Source organism: Bradyrhizobium sp. WBOS07, assembly GCF_024585165.1.
In the GTDB taxonomy this organism is placed as follows: domain Bacteria; phylum Pseudomonadota; class Alphaproteobacteria; order Rhizobiales; family Xanthobacteraceae; genus Bradyrhizobium; species Bradyrhizobium japonicum_B.
In genome coordinates, this window is record NZ_CP029008.1 from 2319305 (window position 1) to 2335846 (window position 16542).

Here is a 16542-nt window from a genome sequence, read left to right on the forward strand (position 1 = left end):
CACACAAGCTAGGGTCTTCTAGCAGATTTTGGAAGACCACGACCGACCGATATCCCGCCTGCCTATTCCACGGTCACCGACTTCGCGAGGTTGCGCGGCTGGTCGACGTCGGTGCCCATCACGACAGCCGTGTGATAGGCGAGCAGTTGCACCGGGACGGCGTAGACCATCGGCGTGAACGCCGCCGCCATGTCGGGCATGACGATGGTGACGAGGGACTCGACGGTCGCTTCTTCAGCACCCTTGGCGTCCGTCATGAGGATGATGTTGCCGCCGCGGGCAGCGACCTCCTGCATGTTGGAGACGGTCTTCTCGAACACCCGGTCGTAAGGCGCGATGACGACGACAGGCATGGTCTCGTCGATCAGCGCGATCGGTCCGTGCTTGAGCTCGCCGGCGGCATAGCCCTCGGCGTGGATGTAGGAGATCTCCTTCAGCTTCAGCGCGCCTTCGAGTGCGAGCGGGAAGCTGGTGCCGCGGCCGAGATAGAGCACGTCGCGCGACTTGGCGATCCGGTGCGCGAGCTTTTCGATCTGGGGCTCGGTGGTGAGCGCTGCCGCCATCAGCCGCGGAATCTCGACCAGGCCGTGGACCAGCTTGGTCTCGTCCTCGCCGGACAATTGGCCGCGCGCCTTGCCGGCCGCGATCGCAAGATTGGCCAGCACCATGAGCTGACAGGTGAAGGCCTTGGTCGAGGCGACGCCGATCTCGGGCCCGGCCAGCGTTTGCAGCACGGTCTCGCTCTCGCGCGCGATCGTCGAGGTCGGCACGTTGACGACGGCGATCGTGTGCACGCCCTCGGCCTTGGCATAGCGCAGCGCCGCCAGCGTGTCGGCGGTCTCGCCGGATTGCGAGATGAAGATGGCGAGATCGCCCTTGCGCAGCGGCGCCTCGCGGTAGCGGAATTCGGAGGCGACATCGACCTCGACCGGCAGCCTCGCAAAGCGCTCGAACCAGTACTTTGCGACATAGCCGGCATAGCTCGCGGTGCCACAGGCCGTGATGTTTATGCGCTGGACGTTCTTGAAATCGAACGGCAGCTCGACCGGCAGCGCGACGCGCTCGCTCGCCATGTCGACGTAGCGCGCCAGCGTGTGACCGACCACTTCCGGCTGCTCGTGGATCTCCTTGGCCATGAAGTGGCGGTAATTGGCCTTGTCGACCAGCGAGGTCGAGGCGGCGTGCTTGATCTTGTCGCGCTGGACGGCGTTGCCGTCCTTGTCGAAGATATCAGCACTGTTGCGGGTCAGCACGACCCAGTCGCCATCTTCGAGATAGCTGATCGTGTCGGTGAACGGGCCGAGCGCGATGGCATCGGAGCCGAGATACATCTCGCCGTCGCCATAGCCGATCGCAAGCGGCGGCCCATTGCGGGCGCCGATCATGAGGTCGTCGTCGCCGGCGAAGATGAAGCCGAGCGCGAAGGCGCCGCGCAGCCGCCCCAACGCCAGCTTGACTGCTTCCACCGGTTTGTTGCCGCGCGCGAGCAGATCATCGACCAGATGCAGCACGATCTCGGTGTCAGTCTCGGTGTTGAACACCGCGCCCTTCTTCTCGAGCTCCTCGCGCAGCTCGCGGAAATTCTCGATGATGCCGTTGTGGACGACGGCGACGCGCTCGGTCGCGTGCGGATGGGCGTTGTTGACGGTCGGCTTGCCGTGGGTGGCCCAGCGGGTATGGCCGATGCCGGTGGTGCCCTTCAGCGGCTCGGCTGCCAGCCGCTTCTCCAGGTTCTTCAGCTTGCCTTCGGCGCGGCGGCGCTCGAGGTGCCTGCCTTCGAGCGTGGCGACGCCCGCAGAATCGTAACCGCGATATTCAAGACGTTTGAGCGAATCCACCAGCTGCTCTGCAACCGGCTCGCGCCCGAGAATGCCGACAATCCCGCACATGCGGATCACTATCCCCCAAATCGTCGAAAAATCGCCTAAACGACGCGTCCGGTTTTTAGCGAAGTTCGCAAGGAACCAGATACTCAATAATTATTGCGGATTGAGACAGCACGGACCGCATCCTTCGCCTTCGCCTGCGTCGAATTGGCCGGCCTTAAACCGCGCGCGTTAACTTGTTGTCAACATATTTGGCCAACGATTCCGTCTCAGGAGAACAAGGCCATGAAAGGCTCATCCGACCGCAAGGGCATGTCATCGATGTACATGCGCGCCAGCGAGACCACGGGCACGCATCTCGCACATTGGCCGCCGCCCCAGCGCGGCAAGGAAAGCAAGCCCGTCTTCATGAAGCATCCGGAAGGCGAGCCGGTCAAGCGCGCCACGCCGCGCGGCTGGCGCCTGACCCGCGCGATCTTCTCCGAATTTGCCGACGAGGAATAGCGGACAGCTCACTTCGCCGGCTTCTTGCCGCCCGTCTTCATCTCGCGATAGCGCGCCGCGCCGCCTTCCCGGATGGTCTGCTGGTTGCGCTCCAGCGCCATGGCGTCATCGGGCACGTCGCGCGTGATCACCGAGCCCGAACCGATATAGGCGCCGTTGCCGATTCTGACCGGCGCGACCAGCGATGAATTGGTGCCGACGAAGGCGCCCTGCCCGATCTCAGTCCTGTGCTTCTTGAAGCCGTCGTAGTTGCAGGTGATGGTGCCGGCGCCGATGTTGGAATTGGCGCCGACCGTGGCATCGCCGATATAGGAGAGATGGTTGACCTTGACGCCGGCCTCCAGCGTCGCCGCCTTGGTCTCCACGAAATTGCCGATCCGCGCGCCGTCGCCGAGCGAGGTGCCGGGCCGAAGCCGCGCATAGGGGCCGATCGAGACGTTCTTGCCGAGCGTCGTCTGCACGATGTGCGAAAAGGAATGGATCACGGTGCCGTCGGCGATCGAGACGCCGGGGCCGATCACCACGAACGGCTCGATGGTCACATCCTTGCCGAACACGGTGTCGGCGGCGAGATAAACCGTCTCCGGCGCGATCAGGGTAACGCCGGCCTCCATCGCCGCCTTGCGCAGCCGCGCCTGCATCACCGCTTCGGCCTCGGCGAGCTGCGCCTTGGTGTTGATGCCGCGCACCTCGTCCTCGCTGGTCTCGATCACCACGGACTCCCATCCCTGCTTGCGGACGATCTCGACCGCGTCGGTCAGATAATATTCGCCCTTGGAATTGGCATTGCCGATTTGCTCGATTATTTGAAGCGCCCGCCGGCCGTCGATCGCCATCACGCCGGCGTTGCACAGATCGATCTTGCGCTCGTCGGCGCTCGCATCGGCCTGCTCGCGGATCGCGACCAGGCGTTCGCCCTCGACGATGAAGCGGCCGTAGCCTGTGGGATCGGCGGCGCGGAAGCCGAGCGCGGCGATCGCAGCGCCCTTGGCGAGCGGCGCGCGCAGCCGGGCAAAGGTCTCGGCCGAGATCAGCGGCGTATCGCCGAAGGCAATCAGCAGATCATCGGCGCCTCGCGCGATGGCCTCGCGCGCCGCCAGCACCGCATGCGCGGTGCCGAGCCGCTCGGCCTGCACGAAGATGAGCGCGTCGGGCCGGATGCGCTTCGCCTCGTCCGCGACCGCCTGGTGATCCGGTCCGATCACGACCGCGAGCGCGCTGCCGGTTCCCTTCGGCGCCGCGCCGAGCACGTGGGCCAGCAGCGTCTGGTGAGCGACCGGATGCAGCACTTTGGGCAAGCTCGAGCGCATGCGCGTGCCTTCGCCGGCGGCGAGCACGATCGTGAGGCTGGAACGGGCGGTCATCGAAATCCTGTCGGTTCGGCCGAATCAAATGGCGCGGCAGGCGGGCCGCCCGCGAATGCTGCCGCCTTGCTACCCCCGCAAACGCCCGGAATTCAAGTGCGGCCCGCTTTTCCTGTTAATGTTCCCTGATTGATTCGGGGAAGCTTCGGGGCTGGGCACTCAACGTTCATGGCAAAGGATTCCGACCCACTGGCGGATGCCTTCGGCGCCAAGGAGACCGGCGGACTGTTCTCCGGACTCTTGGCCGAGGAAAGCGCATTCGACCGCCGCCTGATGTGGCGCCTGGGCTCGTGGGGCGTGGGGGCCGTGGGCGCCGTCACCATCGCGGTGCTGGCCAATCAGGCTCAGCTCGGCTGGCGCCGCGACCAGGTCGCTTCCGCCGATCTCGCGCGCCAGGCGGACCGGCTCCAGATGCTCACCAGGGAGAGCCAGAACGAGGCCCGCCGGCTCACGGCCGCCATCGAGACGCTGAACACGGATCGCGACCGGCTCTATTCGCGCGTCACCGTGCTGGAGCAAGGGCTCGATTCCGTCACCGGCGCCATCGCCAGGCAGACCACGGCGCCGCCGCCGGTCGCCAAGGCGCAGGATGCTGCGCCCGCAGCCCCGAGCGTCGCGCCGGTTGCCTCGACGCCTGCTTCCGCCCCTGACAAGCCTCGCACCGAGGCCGCCAAGGACACGTCCAAGGACACGGTCAAGGACACCGCGAAGGAAGCGGCAAAAGAGCCGCCGCCGCAGACCGCCGCGGCCGCCTCGCTCGTGCAGCAATCGCCTGCCATGAATTCGACGTTGCCGACCATTCCGCTGGTCCCGTCCAAGTCGATCATGGCGCCGCCCGATCCGGCCGCATCAAAATTGACGCAGCCCGAGACGAACGAGAAGGCCGCCGAGAAGAAGGCCGAGCCGGCGCCCGCCCCGACCGAGATCGTCGCGGCGGCCGCCAAGCCGTCGGAGGCAACCGAGAGCGAATCCCCCGCGATCGCGGTTCAGCAGACGCGCTTTGCGATCGATCTCGGCGGCGCCAATTCGGTCGACGGCCTGCGCGCGCTCTGGCGCGGCGTGACCAAGTCCAATCCGGAAATCGCAGCGCTGCGGCCGATCATCATGATCAAGGAAGGCACGACCGGGCTTGGCATGCAGCTCCGCCTCGGCGCCGGCCCGCTCGTCAACGCCGCCGTCGCCGCGAAATTCTGCGCGAGCCTCGCCGAGAGCAATCGTCATTGCGAGACCACCGTGTTCGACGGTCAGCGCCTGTCGATGCGCGGCACGGACAAGGCGCAAGAGAAACCTCAGGAGAAGCCTCAGGACAAGGTCCAGGAGAAATCTCAAGACAGGGTTCAGGACAAGAACGCGGAGAAGAGCCAGGACGCGGCCCCGCAAGCCGAAACCGCGCCCGGCGCCAAGCCCGAGAAGCCGCAGCGCCGCCGCGGCTACACCTCGAAACGCAGCAAGCGCGAGGAGCCCGCGCCCGCTCCTGCGGCGCCGCCGGCGCCGGCAAAGCCGGAGGCCGCATCGGCGACATCGACGCTGTCGTCGTTCTTCAGGCGATAGGAAGCTCCCTTCCGCGACGAAAGAAGCTAGCATGCGGCGATCGGACGCTGGGACTTGAGCAGCCCGTTGGCGTTCATTGACGGCGTCTTGTTGGCGTCACCTCGCCTTCCAAACCTCGCGGACTCCGATGAACGAACTTGATGACGTGTTGAGGCTGCTCGTTGCCGCAGGTACCGGCCTCGTAATCGGCATCGATCGCGACATGAACGACAAGCCGGTCGGCATGCGGACCCTCGCTCTGGTCGCGCTCGGCTCAGCATTGATCTCGATCTCCGTGATCGAGTTCCAGAACATGCGCGACCACCCTGATGCGATCTCTAGGGTCATTCAGGGCGTCGTGACCGGCGTGCTGAGCGGCGTGGGCTTCATCGGTGCAGGGGTCATCCTGCACGACAGCAAGTCCAAGACGGTGCACGGCCTTACGACGGCGGCAACCGTCTGGATCGCGGCGGGCCTCGGAATTGCCTGTGCGCTCGGGGCCTGGCTGCTGGTCGGCGCCGCGATCGCGGTGACCTTGCTGGTGCTGTTCGTTCTCGGCTGGGTCGAGCGCAGGCTGGGACTGAAATAGCGAGCCCGCGAGAGAACATATCAAATGATACGGAAGAGGTCGGCGTAAGACGGCATGATCCGCTCCCTGATTTGATTCGGAGCGGAGATGACGGACGCGAATTTCTTGCGAGAGCAACTCGCGTTGATCCGTGACCTCGCAGATCAGGCAGATCCCCATATCAGGAAGCGACTGCTCGACTTGGCCCAACGATATGAGCGCCGGCTCGCCGAACAGAACCGGAAAACACCTGGTCAGCCTTGACGGCCTCACGCGCGGCTTGAACGGCCGAGATCGACAGAAACATCGCCTGCCCTGTTGCCTGACCGCGCCATCCCGACCATATTGCCGGCCATGACAAAAAAGCCCTTCCGCCTCTCGCCCTACCAGGTCCAGTTCCTGATCGTCGTCGGCTTTTCGTCCGTCGGCTATGCGCTTTATCTGCGCTACCTCGCGATCGAGCTGTCGCAGGTCGCTCTCGCCTGCGACGCCGGGCTTCAGACGCTGCTTTGCAAGGCGCGCTCGGTCTCGACCGTGCTGTTCAAGAATTCGGTGTTCGGCATCGTCGCGCTGGTGGTTGCGACGCTGAACCTGATGCGGCCGTCGATCGTGCTGCTCACGGTCGGCATCATCGCGGCCGGCCTCGGCATCGTGCTCTACAATGTCGTGCTGTCCGGCCTTGCGATCGGCCTGTTCATTCTTGGATTTGCTCGGCCCGCGCCCGCCACAGCGTGAGCGCGAACAGCAGATACATCGTGCAGGTCCACAGCGACTGCCAATTGTCGCGGCCTTCGTTGAAGAGCACGAAGACGGCCGACAGCGCCAGCACGCCGGCGAACACCGATTCCGCGATCGGGCGCTGCCCGATCTGCGGCCGGTTCAGCATTAGCAGCGCAAACGGCACCACCGCCATCGTCAGCGCGGCGTAGGGAAAATCCTTGTAGCGCGGGTCGAACACGAAGCCGAGCGCGGTCGCGGCCGCGATCACCGCGGTCACGGCCAGCGTCAGGCCGAGAACGGCGGTGAGCTTCGACCATTTGCGCCCCTCGCGCGGACCGAGCAGGTCGAGGAAGGTCGGAAGGCTGCGGCCGATCACCATCGCCTGGGCGCAGAAGATCGGCGACAGGATGCCGGCCAGCAGCAACGCGCCCCAGAGCAGCCAGCCGCCGATGCCGTAGCTCTCGTAATACATCTTGTCGGCGCCGATCCCGAGCAGGCTCCCCGCCGTCGTCGCCGAGATGCCGACGCCGAGCCAGGCCGAGAAGCGCGGCGTCCACGGCCGCCGGCGCAGCGTGATGATGGCGACCGCGAACACCAGCACGGAAAGGCCCATGCCCGCGCCCATGTACCATTTCCAGTACGGGAAATTGCTGATCGGCGCCCCGGGCGGATATTTCAGGGTCCGGCGCGCCGAATCGTAAAGGCCCCAATAGCCGCCGACGGTGCCTTCCAGCTTGCGCTTCCAGGGCTGGTCGTAGGACTCGATCAGATTGACGCGAAACTTGTTCGCCTTGGCAAGGCCGAGGATTTCCGAGACCACGCGCGCCTGATTGGTCCGTGACGGCAGCGCGACGTCGCGCATGCGCCCCTCGCTCGGCCAGCCGGTCTCGCCGATCAGGATCTCCTTGCCGGGGAACGCCACCACCATGCGCTCGCGGATCTGTTCGACATGGGCGGCAGCGAACTTCGCCTTGACCGGGAAATCCTCCCAATAGGGCAGGATGTGGATCGTGACGAAGTCGACGGCGTCGGCGACCTCGCGGTTCTTCAGCCAGTACTCCCAGACGTCGGCATAGGTGACGGGCACGCTGACCTGCGTCTTCACCAGGCGGATGATGGAGACGAGATCCGCCGTCGTCATCTCGCCGCGCAGCAGCACCTCGTTGCCGACGATGAGGGTGGTGATGATGTCCGGGAATTGCTTGGCGAGGCGGATGGCGAGCCCGGCCTGCTCGTAGTTCTTGGTGCGGTTGCTGGAGAGCCAGATGCCCTGCAGCACCTTCAGCCCGCCGACCCTGGCGGCGATCGCCGGCACCTGGTCGAGCCCGTTCTCCATCGAATAGGTGCGGACGCAGTCGGTGATTTCTTTGAGCTGGCGCAGATCCTGCTCGATCTGCTCGGCCTCGATATGGGTCCACGTCTCCAGCGGCGTCTGCTCGCCGCGGAACGGCGCGTAGGAGACGCATTGGACCTTGTCGGCCGGGTCGATCGGCGCGCGCGCGAGCGTGATCGGCGTCGCCAACCACCACCACACGGCAGCAATCGCACCCAGTGAAACGAGCAGAAGCGCCAGTGGCGTACGAAGAGAAATCGGTTCCGTCCTCCGCGAAGGGTCCGTCGATTACCTGCTTGCACGCCGTCTGCCAAGGGGGTGCCCAGATGCCAATCCACTCAAGTGTTCCGCTTCTCCTCCAAGGAATTGGGCTGCGGCCGTTCGACCGGGACCTAGCATCGTGACTTTGCTGGACAAAATTCCAAATACAGGTCATGGACTCCGAAAGACTTTTCCGCCGCAATGGAGACCCATTTGGACGCCATCACCGACGCGTCCGCGGGATCCTGACGCGGACGGCCAGCGGATACATTGGGGAATTCATGCGGCAACGGGTGTTCGAGTCACGAAATGCGGTCCTGCGGCAGTTCGCCGCCACCTTGGCCGTCTCCTGCCTTCTCGCTCTCGCCGGCCTCGCTGGCGCCTCCGCCCAGAGCGGTGCGCCGACCCCGGATCAAGGCAAGGCCGCCGCCCAGCCTGCCGACGCCGCCAAGGATGCCGCCCAGAACCAGCGCCGCACCGACGAGTTCGCCGAAGCCGCCCAGGTCATCAACGGCCCCGCCGGCAATCCCGAATGCGTCTGGCTCGGCCGGCGCGTGGTGCGGCTGATGTGGCGGGACGACCTCGATACCGCCTTCCGCCACCTCGACCTCTACGATCGTTTCGGCTGCCCCGGCGGCCACATCCAGGCCGCGTTCCGCTGCCTGACCCGGTTCGGCGGCCAGATCGACCCCAAGGTTGCCGAGACGCTGGACAGCCGCGTGCACGCCTGCTGGATCAACCCGGCCGCCCAGCCGCAGCAGGCGGCCGCCTCGGCGCCGCAGCCCGCGCCGGCCTCGGGCAATTCGCCGGCGGCGCAGCCGGCCGCCAGTCCCTCGCCTGCGGCAAGCCCGACGCCCCCGCCCCAGAAATAGCTGAGGACCGTTTCAGCTGGCGTTCAGGAACGACCGTCCATAGAGACGGTTGGCACTGCCGCGCATCCCGAAAGGCATGCCCTCATAAGGACATGAGGCCATGACAGTTGTGAAACCGCGCGGCGGAGATATGCTTCCTTTGCCGCGGACTTGGTCGGATCTCGGGGTCGGATCCGCTTCCCTGCCACCTCAGCCCCTTCAGGTTTAGCCGCGATGCGCGTTGTCGCCGCCGTTCTGTTGCTCGTGTCCGCGCTCCACGCTGGGCTGTGGGGAGTCCTGCGCGACAGGGAACCTGCGCCGGATTTCAAGGGCCTGGTGCCGAGCCTGTCCTATACGCCGTTCGAACCGGGCCATGTCGTCGACCTCAACGGCGACCCCGACAAGATTCGCGCGGACATGAAGAAGCTCTCGACCCTCACGCGAGCGATCCGTTCCTACTCCGCGACGGAGGGCAACGAACTGGTGCCGCCGATCGCGGCCGAGTTCGGCCTCAAGGTTACGGTCGGCGCCTGGATCGACAAGGACGAGGACCGCAACGAGCGCGAGATCAAGGCTGCGATCGAGCTCGCCCGCAAGAACAGCAACGTCGTCGGCGTCGTGGTCGGCAACGAGGTGATCTACCGCGGCGAGCAGAAGGTCGAAGACCTCATCCGGATGATCAAGAAGGTCAAGGGCGCGGTCCGCGTTCCCGTGACAACGGGCGAGATCTGGAACATCTGGCGCGATTTTCCGGACCTCGGCTCCAGCGTCGATTTCATCGCCGCGCACGTGCTGCCCTATTGGGAAAACTTCCGTTCGGATCAGGCCGTCGACCAGGCCGTGGACCGTTACAACCTGCTGCGCAATCAGTTCCCGGGCAAGCGCATCGTGATCGCCGAGTTCGGTTGGCCGAGTGCAGGCTATAATCTTCGCAACGCAGACCCAGGTCCATTCCAGCAAGCGCTGACCTTGCGCAACTTCGTCACCCGCGCCGAAGCGCTCGGCATGGACTACAACATCGTCGAAGCCATCGATCAGCCCTGGAAATACTTCGAAGGTGGCGTCGGTCCGTATTGGGGCATCCTCAATGCCAACCGCGAGCCGAAATTCGCCTGGACCGGCCCGGTGGAGAATCCCGATTACTGGAAGCTGATGGGCATCGCGCTGCTGGTCGGCATCCTCCTGTCGCTGCCGATCCTGCGGATCGAAAAGGCGACCGCCAGGCAGGCCTTCCTGCTGTCGGCGACCGCCAACGGCGTCGGCGCCTGGGCCGCGACCGTGTTCGCGTTCTGGAACGGCCACTACTTCCTGTTCGGCTCGGCCTTCGCGCTGACGCTCGGCATGATCCTGCTCGTTCCCCTCGTCCTCATCGCGATGGCGCGCATCGACGAGATCGCCGCGGTCGCCTTCGGCCGGCCGCCGCAGCGGCTGATCGCCAAGGACAAGCCGATCGAGAACGTGCCCGAAGGTTATTGCCCGAAGGTCTCGATCCACATCCCCGCCTATTTCGAGCCGGTCGACATGCTCAAGCAGACGCTGGATGCGCTGTCGCGGCTGAACTATCCGAACTACGAATGCGTCGTCATCATCAACAACACGCCGGACCCTGCGTTCTGGCAGCCGATCCAGGACCATTGCCGCGCGCTCGGTGAACGCTTCAAGTTCATCAACGCCGAGAAGGTGCAGGGCTTCAAGGCCGGCGCGCTGCGCATTGCGATGGACCGCACCGCGGCCGACGCCGAGATCATCGGCATTCTCGATGCCGACTATGTCGTCGAGCCCGACTGGCTGAAGGACCTCGTCCCCGCCTTCGCCGATCCGCGCGTCGGCCTGGTGCAGGCGCCGCAGGAGCACCGCGACGGCGATCTGTCGATCATGCACTACATCATGAACGGCGAATATGCCGGCTTCTTCGACATCGGCATGGTCCAGCGCAACGAGGCCAACGCCATCATCGTGCACGGCACGATGTGCCTGATCCGCCGCGCCGCGATGGACATGGCCGGCGGCTGGTCGAGCGACACGATCTGCGAGGATAGCGATCTCGGCCTTGCGATCCAGGAGCTCGGCTGGACCACGCACTACACCAACACCCGCTACGGCGCGGGCCTGCTGCCGGACACCTATGAGGCTTTCAAAAAGCAGCGGCACCGCTGGGCCTATGGCGGCCTGCAGATCGTCAAGAAGCATTGGCGCCGCTTCCTGCCCGGCGCGAGCCGGCTGACCGCGGACCAGAAGCGCGAATACGGCCTCGGCTGGCTCAACTGGCTCGGCGCCGAGAGCCTCGGCGTCGTGGTGGCGCTGCTCAACCTCGTCTGGGTGCCGATCGTCGCCTTCGCCGATATCGCCATCCCCGACAAGATCCTGACGCTGCCGATCATCGGCGCCTTCATCGTCTCGCTGGTGCACTTCCTGTCGATGTACCGCGCCCGCGTCGCCATCAAGCCGGGCCAGATGCTGGGCGCCATGATCGCGGCGATGAGCGTGCAATGGACGGTGTCGCGCGCGGTGGCGCAGGGCCTGATCACCGAGCACATCGCCTTCGCCCGCACCTCCAAGGGCGGCCTCAGCCGGATGTCGATCGAGTTCCAGGCGTTCTGGGAGGCCGTGATCGGCACCCTGCTGCTGGTCGGCGCCGGCGTGCTGGTCGCCTCCAACAGCTTCAAGCAGATCACCGAGATCTACATCTTCGCGGGCGTCCTCGTGCTGCAGAGCCTGCCGTTCCTGGCCGCCGTCGCCATCGCCGTCCTCGAGCTCAGCCGCATCAACTCGTTCCAGTTCTGGCGCGACAGCGCGATCCGCACCGCCGAGCTGATCGGGCTGCGCCCGGTGGCGCTGCCTCCGGTGGCCGCGCCCCAGGCGGTGCCGACCGAGGTGCGGCGCGAGACGAACTGAGGGGCAAAAGCTCACCCCACAGCCATCCTTCGAGACGCCCGCCTGCGGCGGGCCCTCAGGATGAGGACACGTTTTGCGGCGAGATGGCCGAGTGTCAGACCCTCATGGTGAGGAGCCCGCCAAAGCGGGCGTCCCGACGATGCTCCGCATCGCCGGGCGAACCATGAAAGGCCCCGCTCGTCCGGCAAGCCCTGACAGTTCAACGTGGATGGCGCCGTCAATCGAGTTGAGAATCCCGGTCTAAGCCGTGGACAGAGCGAGAAAATCCTCGCTCCTGCCGCGACTTTCGGCAGCCACGCCCGCTATTGACCTCCGCGCCCCATCCCCCTACACAGCGCGGGCCGAAAGCATGATCCGGAAACAGCCGGTTTTTCCCCGCGACGCAAATCGCGCGTTGCGGCAAGACATGCTTCTCGAATGTCCGAACACGATGGCGATCTTCGTCAAAGCCATCAGCGGCCATGGGAGCGCGTAGCTCAGCCGGTAGAGCACGTGACTTTTAATCACGGGGTCCTGGGTTCGAGCCCCAGCGCGCTCACCAATAAAATCAACCAGTTAGGTTACTCTCGGAAGTCCCACCCTCCCATAAAGCTTAGGTGTGGGAGGTTTGTGGGAGGGACGCTAGACTACATCCACAGCGCAGCAACACGTCGCTGACCTCTTGCGAGTAGTCCAACGACTCGCCCACAACTTCGCTTGTGACTGATCCCAGACTCGTTGTTTTAGTAGCTCATCAAATCGGGTTAGTTTGGAGCGGTCCCTAGCGCTCCCATGGAAATATTGATGGCGAAGGCCGACCACATCAAAAAGCTCGTGGCCAGTTTCGGCAGGTCACAGGAATTCCGAGCGGCGACGCTAAGAATCATCGATGATGCTGCGAACCAGGGCAAAAAGCCGTTCGCGGATGCCCTTCGGAAAATCCTCGATGCGAACGTCCGTCCCGACTATCAAGCAACCCAACCGAGCTTGACCAGTCTAGGGTCGCAGATTGATCCAGCGATCAGCCTGATCGACGAAATCAAAGTGTCCCGGGGGCTAAGGGACATCGTCCTAAACTCTGAAACCCGAGCGCTAGTGGAAGGGATGATCGAGGAACGCCGCCGGGGCGAGGTGCTTCGACGGCATCGACTGCCGTTGACGACCCGCGTTCTGTTTGCGGGCCCGCCAGGCTGCGGGAAGACACTCTGCGCAGAAGTGCTATCTAGAGAGCTTTCGCTTCCGCTGTACACCGCAAGGATCGACGTAATAGTTTCTTCTTTCTTGGGCGAAACGGCAAGCAATCTACGCCGATTGTTCGAGTTAGCGACCCGTCAGCCTTGTATATTGTTTCTCGATGAATTCGACGCCATTGCGAGAAGTCGCGCCGACACGACCGAGCACAATGAATTGCGCCGCGTTGTGAACAGCCTGCTTCAAATGATTGAGCGATTTCGCGGGCCGGGATTGGTTATTGCTGCAACAAACCTTCCGCAATTTCTTGACGAAGCCATTTGGCGTCGGTTCGATGAAGTCATCTCGTTTGAACCGCCTGGGCAGCGCGAGATCGCGTCGCTGCTGGCCCGCCAATTCGCGAATTTTCCGCCGCAGTTCGATCTCGAAAGCATGAGTACAAAGCTTGTCGGTATGTCGTATGCCGACATTGAACGCGTATGTATCGATGCCATTAAAAAAGCGGTGTTGAAGACGCGCAAATCCGTCAGTGAGACAGAGTTTGTCGCAGCGTTGCGGCAGGAGTTGCGCCGAAAAGGACTAACAACATCGGCAAAGCCGTAGTGCCAGATGGCAACTTTCCCGCACTTGCCGCTGGAACGATTGGAGCGTTTTGCCGACCGGCGCCGCGTCCCGGCTCCCCTGGGGCCGCCGCAGCGGCAAGCCCCAACACACGCGGCAAGTATCACAACTGAAATTGACAATGCCGTTAGGCAGCAAGTAGCGCTTCCGCGCATCGAGGGGATCGATCCTGAACTAATCTTGAAGGTGACTCTTGCTTCGCCTGTTCAGGAGGATAGCTGGAGAACTGCGGGATTAAAGGTGCTCTCGCAGGAGCCCAACAACATACTGGTTTTATTTTCCGATGACGTGGAGTTGCGCGAATTTCGCGCGCGGCTGGGGCAGTATCAGTTGGGCCCAGTCGCGGGGCGACCAAACCCCGCATACAACTCGCTGTTCGCTTCCATTGAAAATATCGGAAGCATTACGTCAGAGGATCGAATTGGCCCGCGAATGCGGTCCGAAGAACTACTTACTCCGGCGCATATTAGGAACGACGCGGAGTTTGTGGTTGATGTCGAACTTTGGGATGCGCCAGCCCGTCTTGAGCGCGAAGTACGCGTTCAATGCCTGACGAACCATATCGAGGCGGCGGGTGGATCGGTTCATTCGCGATACATTGGAACTGCTGGTCTGATTGTTGTACGCGTGCGCTTGCAGGGGGCGCTTCTGCGGAATGTGCTTGAATTACCGGCAGTCTCCCGTGTGGACTTTCGTCCTATCCCCGATCTTGGTAACCGGGACGTTCCTCCGATTACCGTGGCGGATCAGCCGCCGCCAATTGTGCCACCGCCCGACGCACCGATTATCGGAATAATCGACAGCGGAAGCGTTGAGCATCCGCTACTACTCCCTACCCTGTCAGCGGCAGTTGGTATTCCGGATGAGATCGGGACTGCCGACATATGGGGACACGGTACCAAAGTCGCAGGTATTGCAGCCTACGGTGACGTGCGAGAGTGCGTAGAGCGGCAAGTCTTCGAGAGTCCGGTGCGAATTGTTTCCGTCAAGGTCGTCAATGACCAAGGGCAATTCGACGACCTAAACACTATCCCCGAGGTGATGCGCCAAGCACTCGTCGCGCTACATGAGCGGGGTTGCAGGATCGTCAATGTCTCGCTGGGTGATCAGTATCGAATTCCATATGACGGCGGGCGTGTATCTCAATGGTCGGCAGTGCTCGATCAACTCGCGCGCGAACTCGATATCGTCATCATTGTATCTGCTGGTAATTCCGCCAGCGGAGCCCGGGCCCCATGGGGAGCGCCAGAGAATATCATTGGTGCTTACCCAGATTATCTAATTGCCGCCGACAATAGGATCGTCGAACCCGCGACGGCAGCTATCGCATTGACGGTGGGGAGCCTCGCGCATGCCAACGGTCTGCCCGCAGATATGGACGGCGTCGAGTTGCAGGCGATCACTACCTCCGGCACGCCGTCTCCGATTACGCGGTCAGGGCCGGGAATAAACAAGTCAATCAAACCAGACCTAGTGGACTACGGCGGAACCTGCATCTTCGATGGAGCAACCCAGAGGATCGCAACGGGCGAGAATTATGCAAGTTCTGGCATGCTGACTTTCCGGGCCGAATACTTGCAAGGCCTGTTGACTGCCGCGACCGGCACCTCAATGGCCGCACCTCGTGTAGCGTATAAGGCCGCCCTCTTGTTGCGAGCTTTGCCGCAAGCGTCGGCCAATATGATAAGGGCTTTGCTCGCGTTGTCGGCGAAACATCCGCCCGAAGCAACTCAATCGCTAGCCTGCCTAGGCAACGATGGTGCGCGATTGTGTTTGGGGTATGGAATGCCCGATGCATTTCGAGCTCTGCACTCCGAAGAAGCCCGCGTCATTATGATCGCGGATCGTCAGGAGTTGCCAGTTGATCAGTTTGCCTTGTATCGCGTGCCGCTGCCAAAGGATTTCCAAACCACGAAGGGAAACCGTCATATCAAGGTAAGTTTGGCGTTCGATCCACCAGTCCGTCACAGCCGCCTGGAGTATTTGGGCCTGCGGATGAACTATCATCTAATTCGGGGGATGACCTCTGAACAAATTTTCGAGCACTTCCGGCATCGCAGCACCGATGAGGCGCCTTTTGACGACTTGCCCAGTACTGCAAAATGCAATCTAGCGCCGTCGCGCGACCTACGGGGAACGAGTACGCTACAATGTTCGACTTTCAAGATGGCAAGGAATGTCGATAGATACGGCGATGAATATTTTCTAGCTGTGTTTGCAGAGCGTCGTTGGGCCGGTGAGGAAATTACGCATCAGCGGTATTCTATCGCCGTTGAGTTGGAGCACGAGAAAGAGATTAATCTATACATCTCATTGCGCGCTCGCGTCAGAGTTTGATGGGGGATACTTTTGTCGAGTTCAGCGTGGGCACCCACCGTACCGTCCCTGATGATAATCGGGACTTTACTCCTCACTGCATTTTCGAGCGCGGCGCAAGACGCACCCTCGTTGGAGCAACTGCTTACCAAAGAAGAACAGACTAAACTTGGCATTTCATCAATGCCGCCGGAAAAGCGAGAAACAATACGCGGCGCCTTAATCAGGATGTACGGACTTGGCTATCGCACGGCGCGGGGTGCGGATCGTCCAAGCGGCAGCGCCGCCACAACAGGTGTTGTTGAGACACAAGTGGATGGTGAATTTAACGGCTGGGAAGGTGAAACGGTTGTAAAGCTGATGAACGGTCAGATATGGCAACAGACCGAGTATCATTACGAATACCACTACGCGTACATGCCAAAGGTTTTGGTCTATCCCTCTGGTAACGGTTACAAGATGAAGGTGGACGGCTTGTCTAAGCCAATTGGCGTTGCACGCTTGCGCTGATCACTGGAGATCGGACATGCGCCGCCGGTCCGGGTATTTTGTAAGACGCTTCGCAATGAAGAAGCATGCTTTT

General features: G+C 62.8%; 12 protein-coding genes and 1 tRNA gene. 10 read left to right on the forward strand and 3 right to left on the reverse strand.

The features are described from left to right. Positions 1 to 62: 62 nt before the first annotated feature. Complete coding sequence (glmS, locus tag DCM79_RS10915; protein WP_257179847.1) at positions 63 to 1889, reverse strand: glutamine--fructose-6-phosphate transaminase (isomerizing); 1827 nt, start codon at positions 1887 to 1889, stop codon at positions 63 to 65. Between the two features lie 222 nt (positions 1890 to 2111). Here glmS and DCM79_RS10920 point away from each other — a divergent pair, with 222 nt between their 5' ends. Then, on the forward strand, positions 2112 to 2330 hold the full coding sequence (locus DCM79_RS10920; protein WP_028136334.1) for a hypothetical protein: 219 nt from the start codon (positions 2112 to 2114) through the stop codon (positions 2328 to 2330). An 8-nt stretch (positions 2331 to 2338) separates the two neighbouring features. Here the strand turns inward: DCM79_RS10920 and glmU are convergent, their stop codons facing one another. Then, positions 2339 to 3694, reverse strand: a complete 1356-nt coding sequence (gene glmU / locus DCM79_RS10925) for a bifunctional UDP-N-acetylglucosamine diphosphorylase/glucosamine-1-phosphate N-acetyltransferase GlmU (RefSeq protein WP_257179848.1) — start codon at positions 3692 to 3694, stop codon at positions 2339 to 2341. Between the two features lie 168 nt (positions 3695 to 3862). Between glmU and DCM79_RS10930 the strand changes: the two genes are divergently transcribed. From DCM79_RS10930 to DCM79_RS10940, 3 genes are all read left to right on the forward strand, one after another. After that, positions 3863 to 5245 (forward strand): hypothetical protein, encoded by a 1383-nt coding sequence (locus DCM79_RS10930; protein ID WP_257179849.1) that lies wholly within the window; start codon positions 3863 to 3865, stop codon positions 5243 to 5245. A gap of 127 nt (positions 5246 to 5372) precedes the next feature. After that, positions 5373 to 5813, forward strand: a complete 441-nt coding sequence (locus DCM79_RS10935) for an MgtC/SapB family protein (protein ID WP_028136331.1) — start codon at positions 5373 to 5375, stop codon at positions 5811 to 5813. Between the two features lie 333 nt (positions 5814 to 6146). Further along, positions 6147 to 6527 (forward strand): hypothetical protein, encoded by a 381-nt coding sequence (locus DCM79_RS10940; RefSeq protein WP_257179850.1) that lies wholly within the window; start codon positions 6147 to 6149, stop codon positions 6525 to 6527. Here DCM79_RS10940 and DCM79_RS10945 read toward each other — a convergent pair. Continuing rightward, positions 6487 to 8046: a beta-(1-6) glucans synthase gene (locus DCM79_RS10945; protein WP_257179851.1), complete on the reverse strand. Its 1560-nt coding sequence runs from the start codon at positions 8044 to 8046 to the stop codon at positions 6487 to 6489. The two genes, DCM79_RS10940 and DCM79_RS10945, sit on opposite strands and share 41 nt — an antisense overlap. 341 nt (positions 8047 to 8387) lie before the next feature. Between DCM79_RS10945 and DCM79_RS10950 the strand changes: the two genes are divergently transcribed. From DCM79_RS10950 to DCM79_RS10975, 6 genes are all read left to right on the forward strand, one after another. Further along, positions 8388 to 8978, forward strand: a complete 591-nt coding sequence (locus tag DCM79_RS10950) for a beta-1-3, beta-1-6-glucan biosynthesis protein (protein ID WP_257179852.1) — start codon at positions 8388 to 8390, stop codon at positions 8976 to 8978. Positions 8979 to 9191: 213 nt separating this feature from the next. After that, the gene (locus DCM79_RS10955; protein ID WP_257179853.1) at positions 9192 to 11852 is read left to right on the forward strand and encodes a glycosyltransferase; all 2661 of its coding nucleotides are present in this window, start codon (positions 9192 to 9194) and stop codon (positions 11850 to 11852) included. Positions 11853 to 12317: 465 nt separating this feature from the next. After that, positions 12318 to 12393: transfer RNA gene (locus tag DCM79_RS10960), tRNA-Lys, on the forward strand. A gap of 242 nt (positions 12394 to 12635) precedes the next feature. Next, positions 12636 to 13625, forward strand: coding sequence for an AAA family ATPase (locus DCM79_RS10965; protein ID WP_257179854.1), 990 nt, complete (start codon positions 12636 to 12638; stop codon positions 13623 to 13625). Positions 13626 to 13829: 204 nt separating this feature from the next. Then, complete coding sequence (locus tag DCM79_RS10970) at positions 13830 to 15980, forward strand: S8 family peptidase (RefSeq protein WP_257180737.1); 2151 nt, start codon at positions 13830 to 13832, stop codon at positions 15978 to 15980. 111 nt (positions 15981 to 16091) lie between these two features. Further along, positions 16092 to 16469 (forward strand): hypothetical protein, encoded by a 378-nt coding sequence (locus DCM79_RS10975; protein WP_257179855.1) that lies wholly within the window; start codon positions 16092 to 16094, stop codon positions 16467 to 16469. Positions 16470 to 16542: the final 73 nt, after the last annotated feature.

Excerpts from the sequence above, each read along its gene's own strand:
- glmS (WP_257179847.1), bottom strand. The coding sequence starts at position 1,889 with ATGTGCGGGATTGTCGGCATTCTCGGGCGCGAGCCGGTTGCAGAGCAG.
- DCM79_RS10920 (WP_028136334.1), top strand. The coding sequence starts at position 2,112 with ATGAAAGGCTCATCCGACCGCAAGGGCATGTCATCGATGTACATGCGC.
- glmU (WP_257179848.1), bottom strand. The coding sequence starts at position 3,694 with ATGACCGCCCGTTCCAGCCTCACGATCGTGCTCGCCGCCGGCGAAGGC.
- DCM79_RS10930 (WP_257179849.1), top strand. The coding sequence starts at position 3,863 with ATGGCAAAGGATTCCGACCCACTGGCGGATGCCTTCGGCGCCAAGGAG.
- DCM79_RS10935 (WP_028136331.1), top strand. The coding sequence starts at position 5,373 with ATGAACGAACTTGATGACGTGTTGAGGCTGCTCGTTGCCGCAGGTACC.
- DCM79_RS10940 (WP_257179850.1), top strand. The coding sequence starts at position 6,147 with ATGACAAAAAAGCCCTTCCGCCTCTCGCCCTACCAGGTCCAGTTCCTG.
- DCM79_RS10950 (WP_257179852.1), top strand. The coding sequence starts at position 8,388 with ATGCGGCAACGGGTGTTCGAGTCACGAAATGCGGTCCTGCGGCAGTTC.
- DCM79_RS10955 (WP_257179853.1), top strand. The coding sequence starts at position 9,192 with ATGCGCGTTGTCGCCGCCGTTCTGTTGCTCGTGTCCGCGCTCCACGCT.
- DCM79_RS10965 (WP_257179854.1), top strand. The coding sequence starts at position 12,636 with ATGGCGAAGGCCGACCACATCAAAAAGCTCGTGGCCAGTTTCGGCAGG.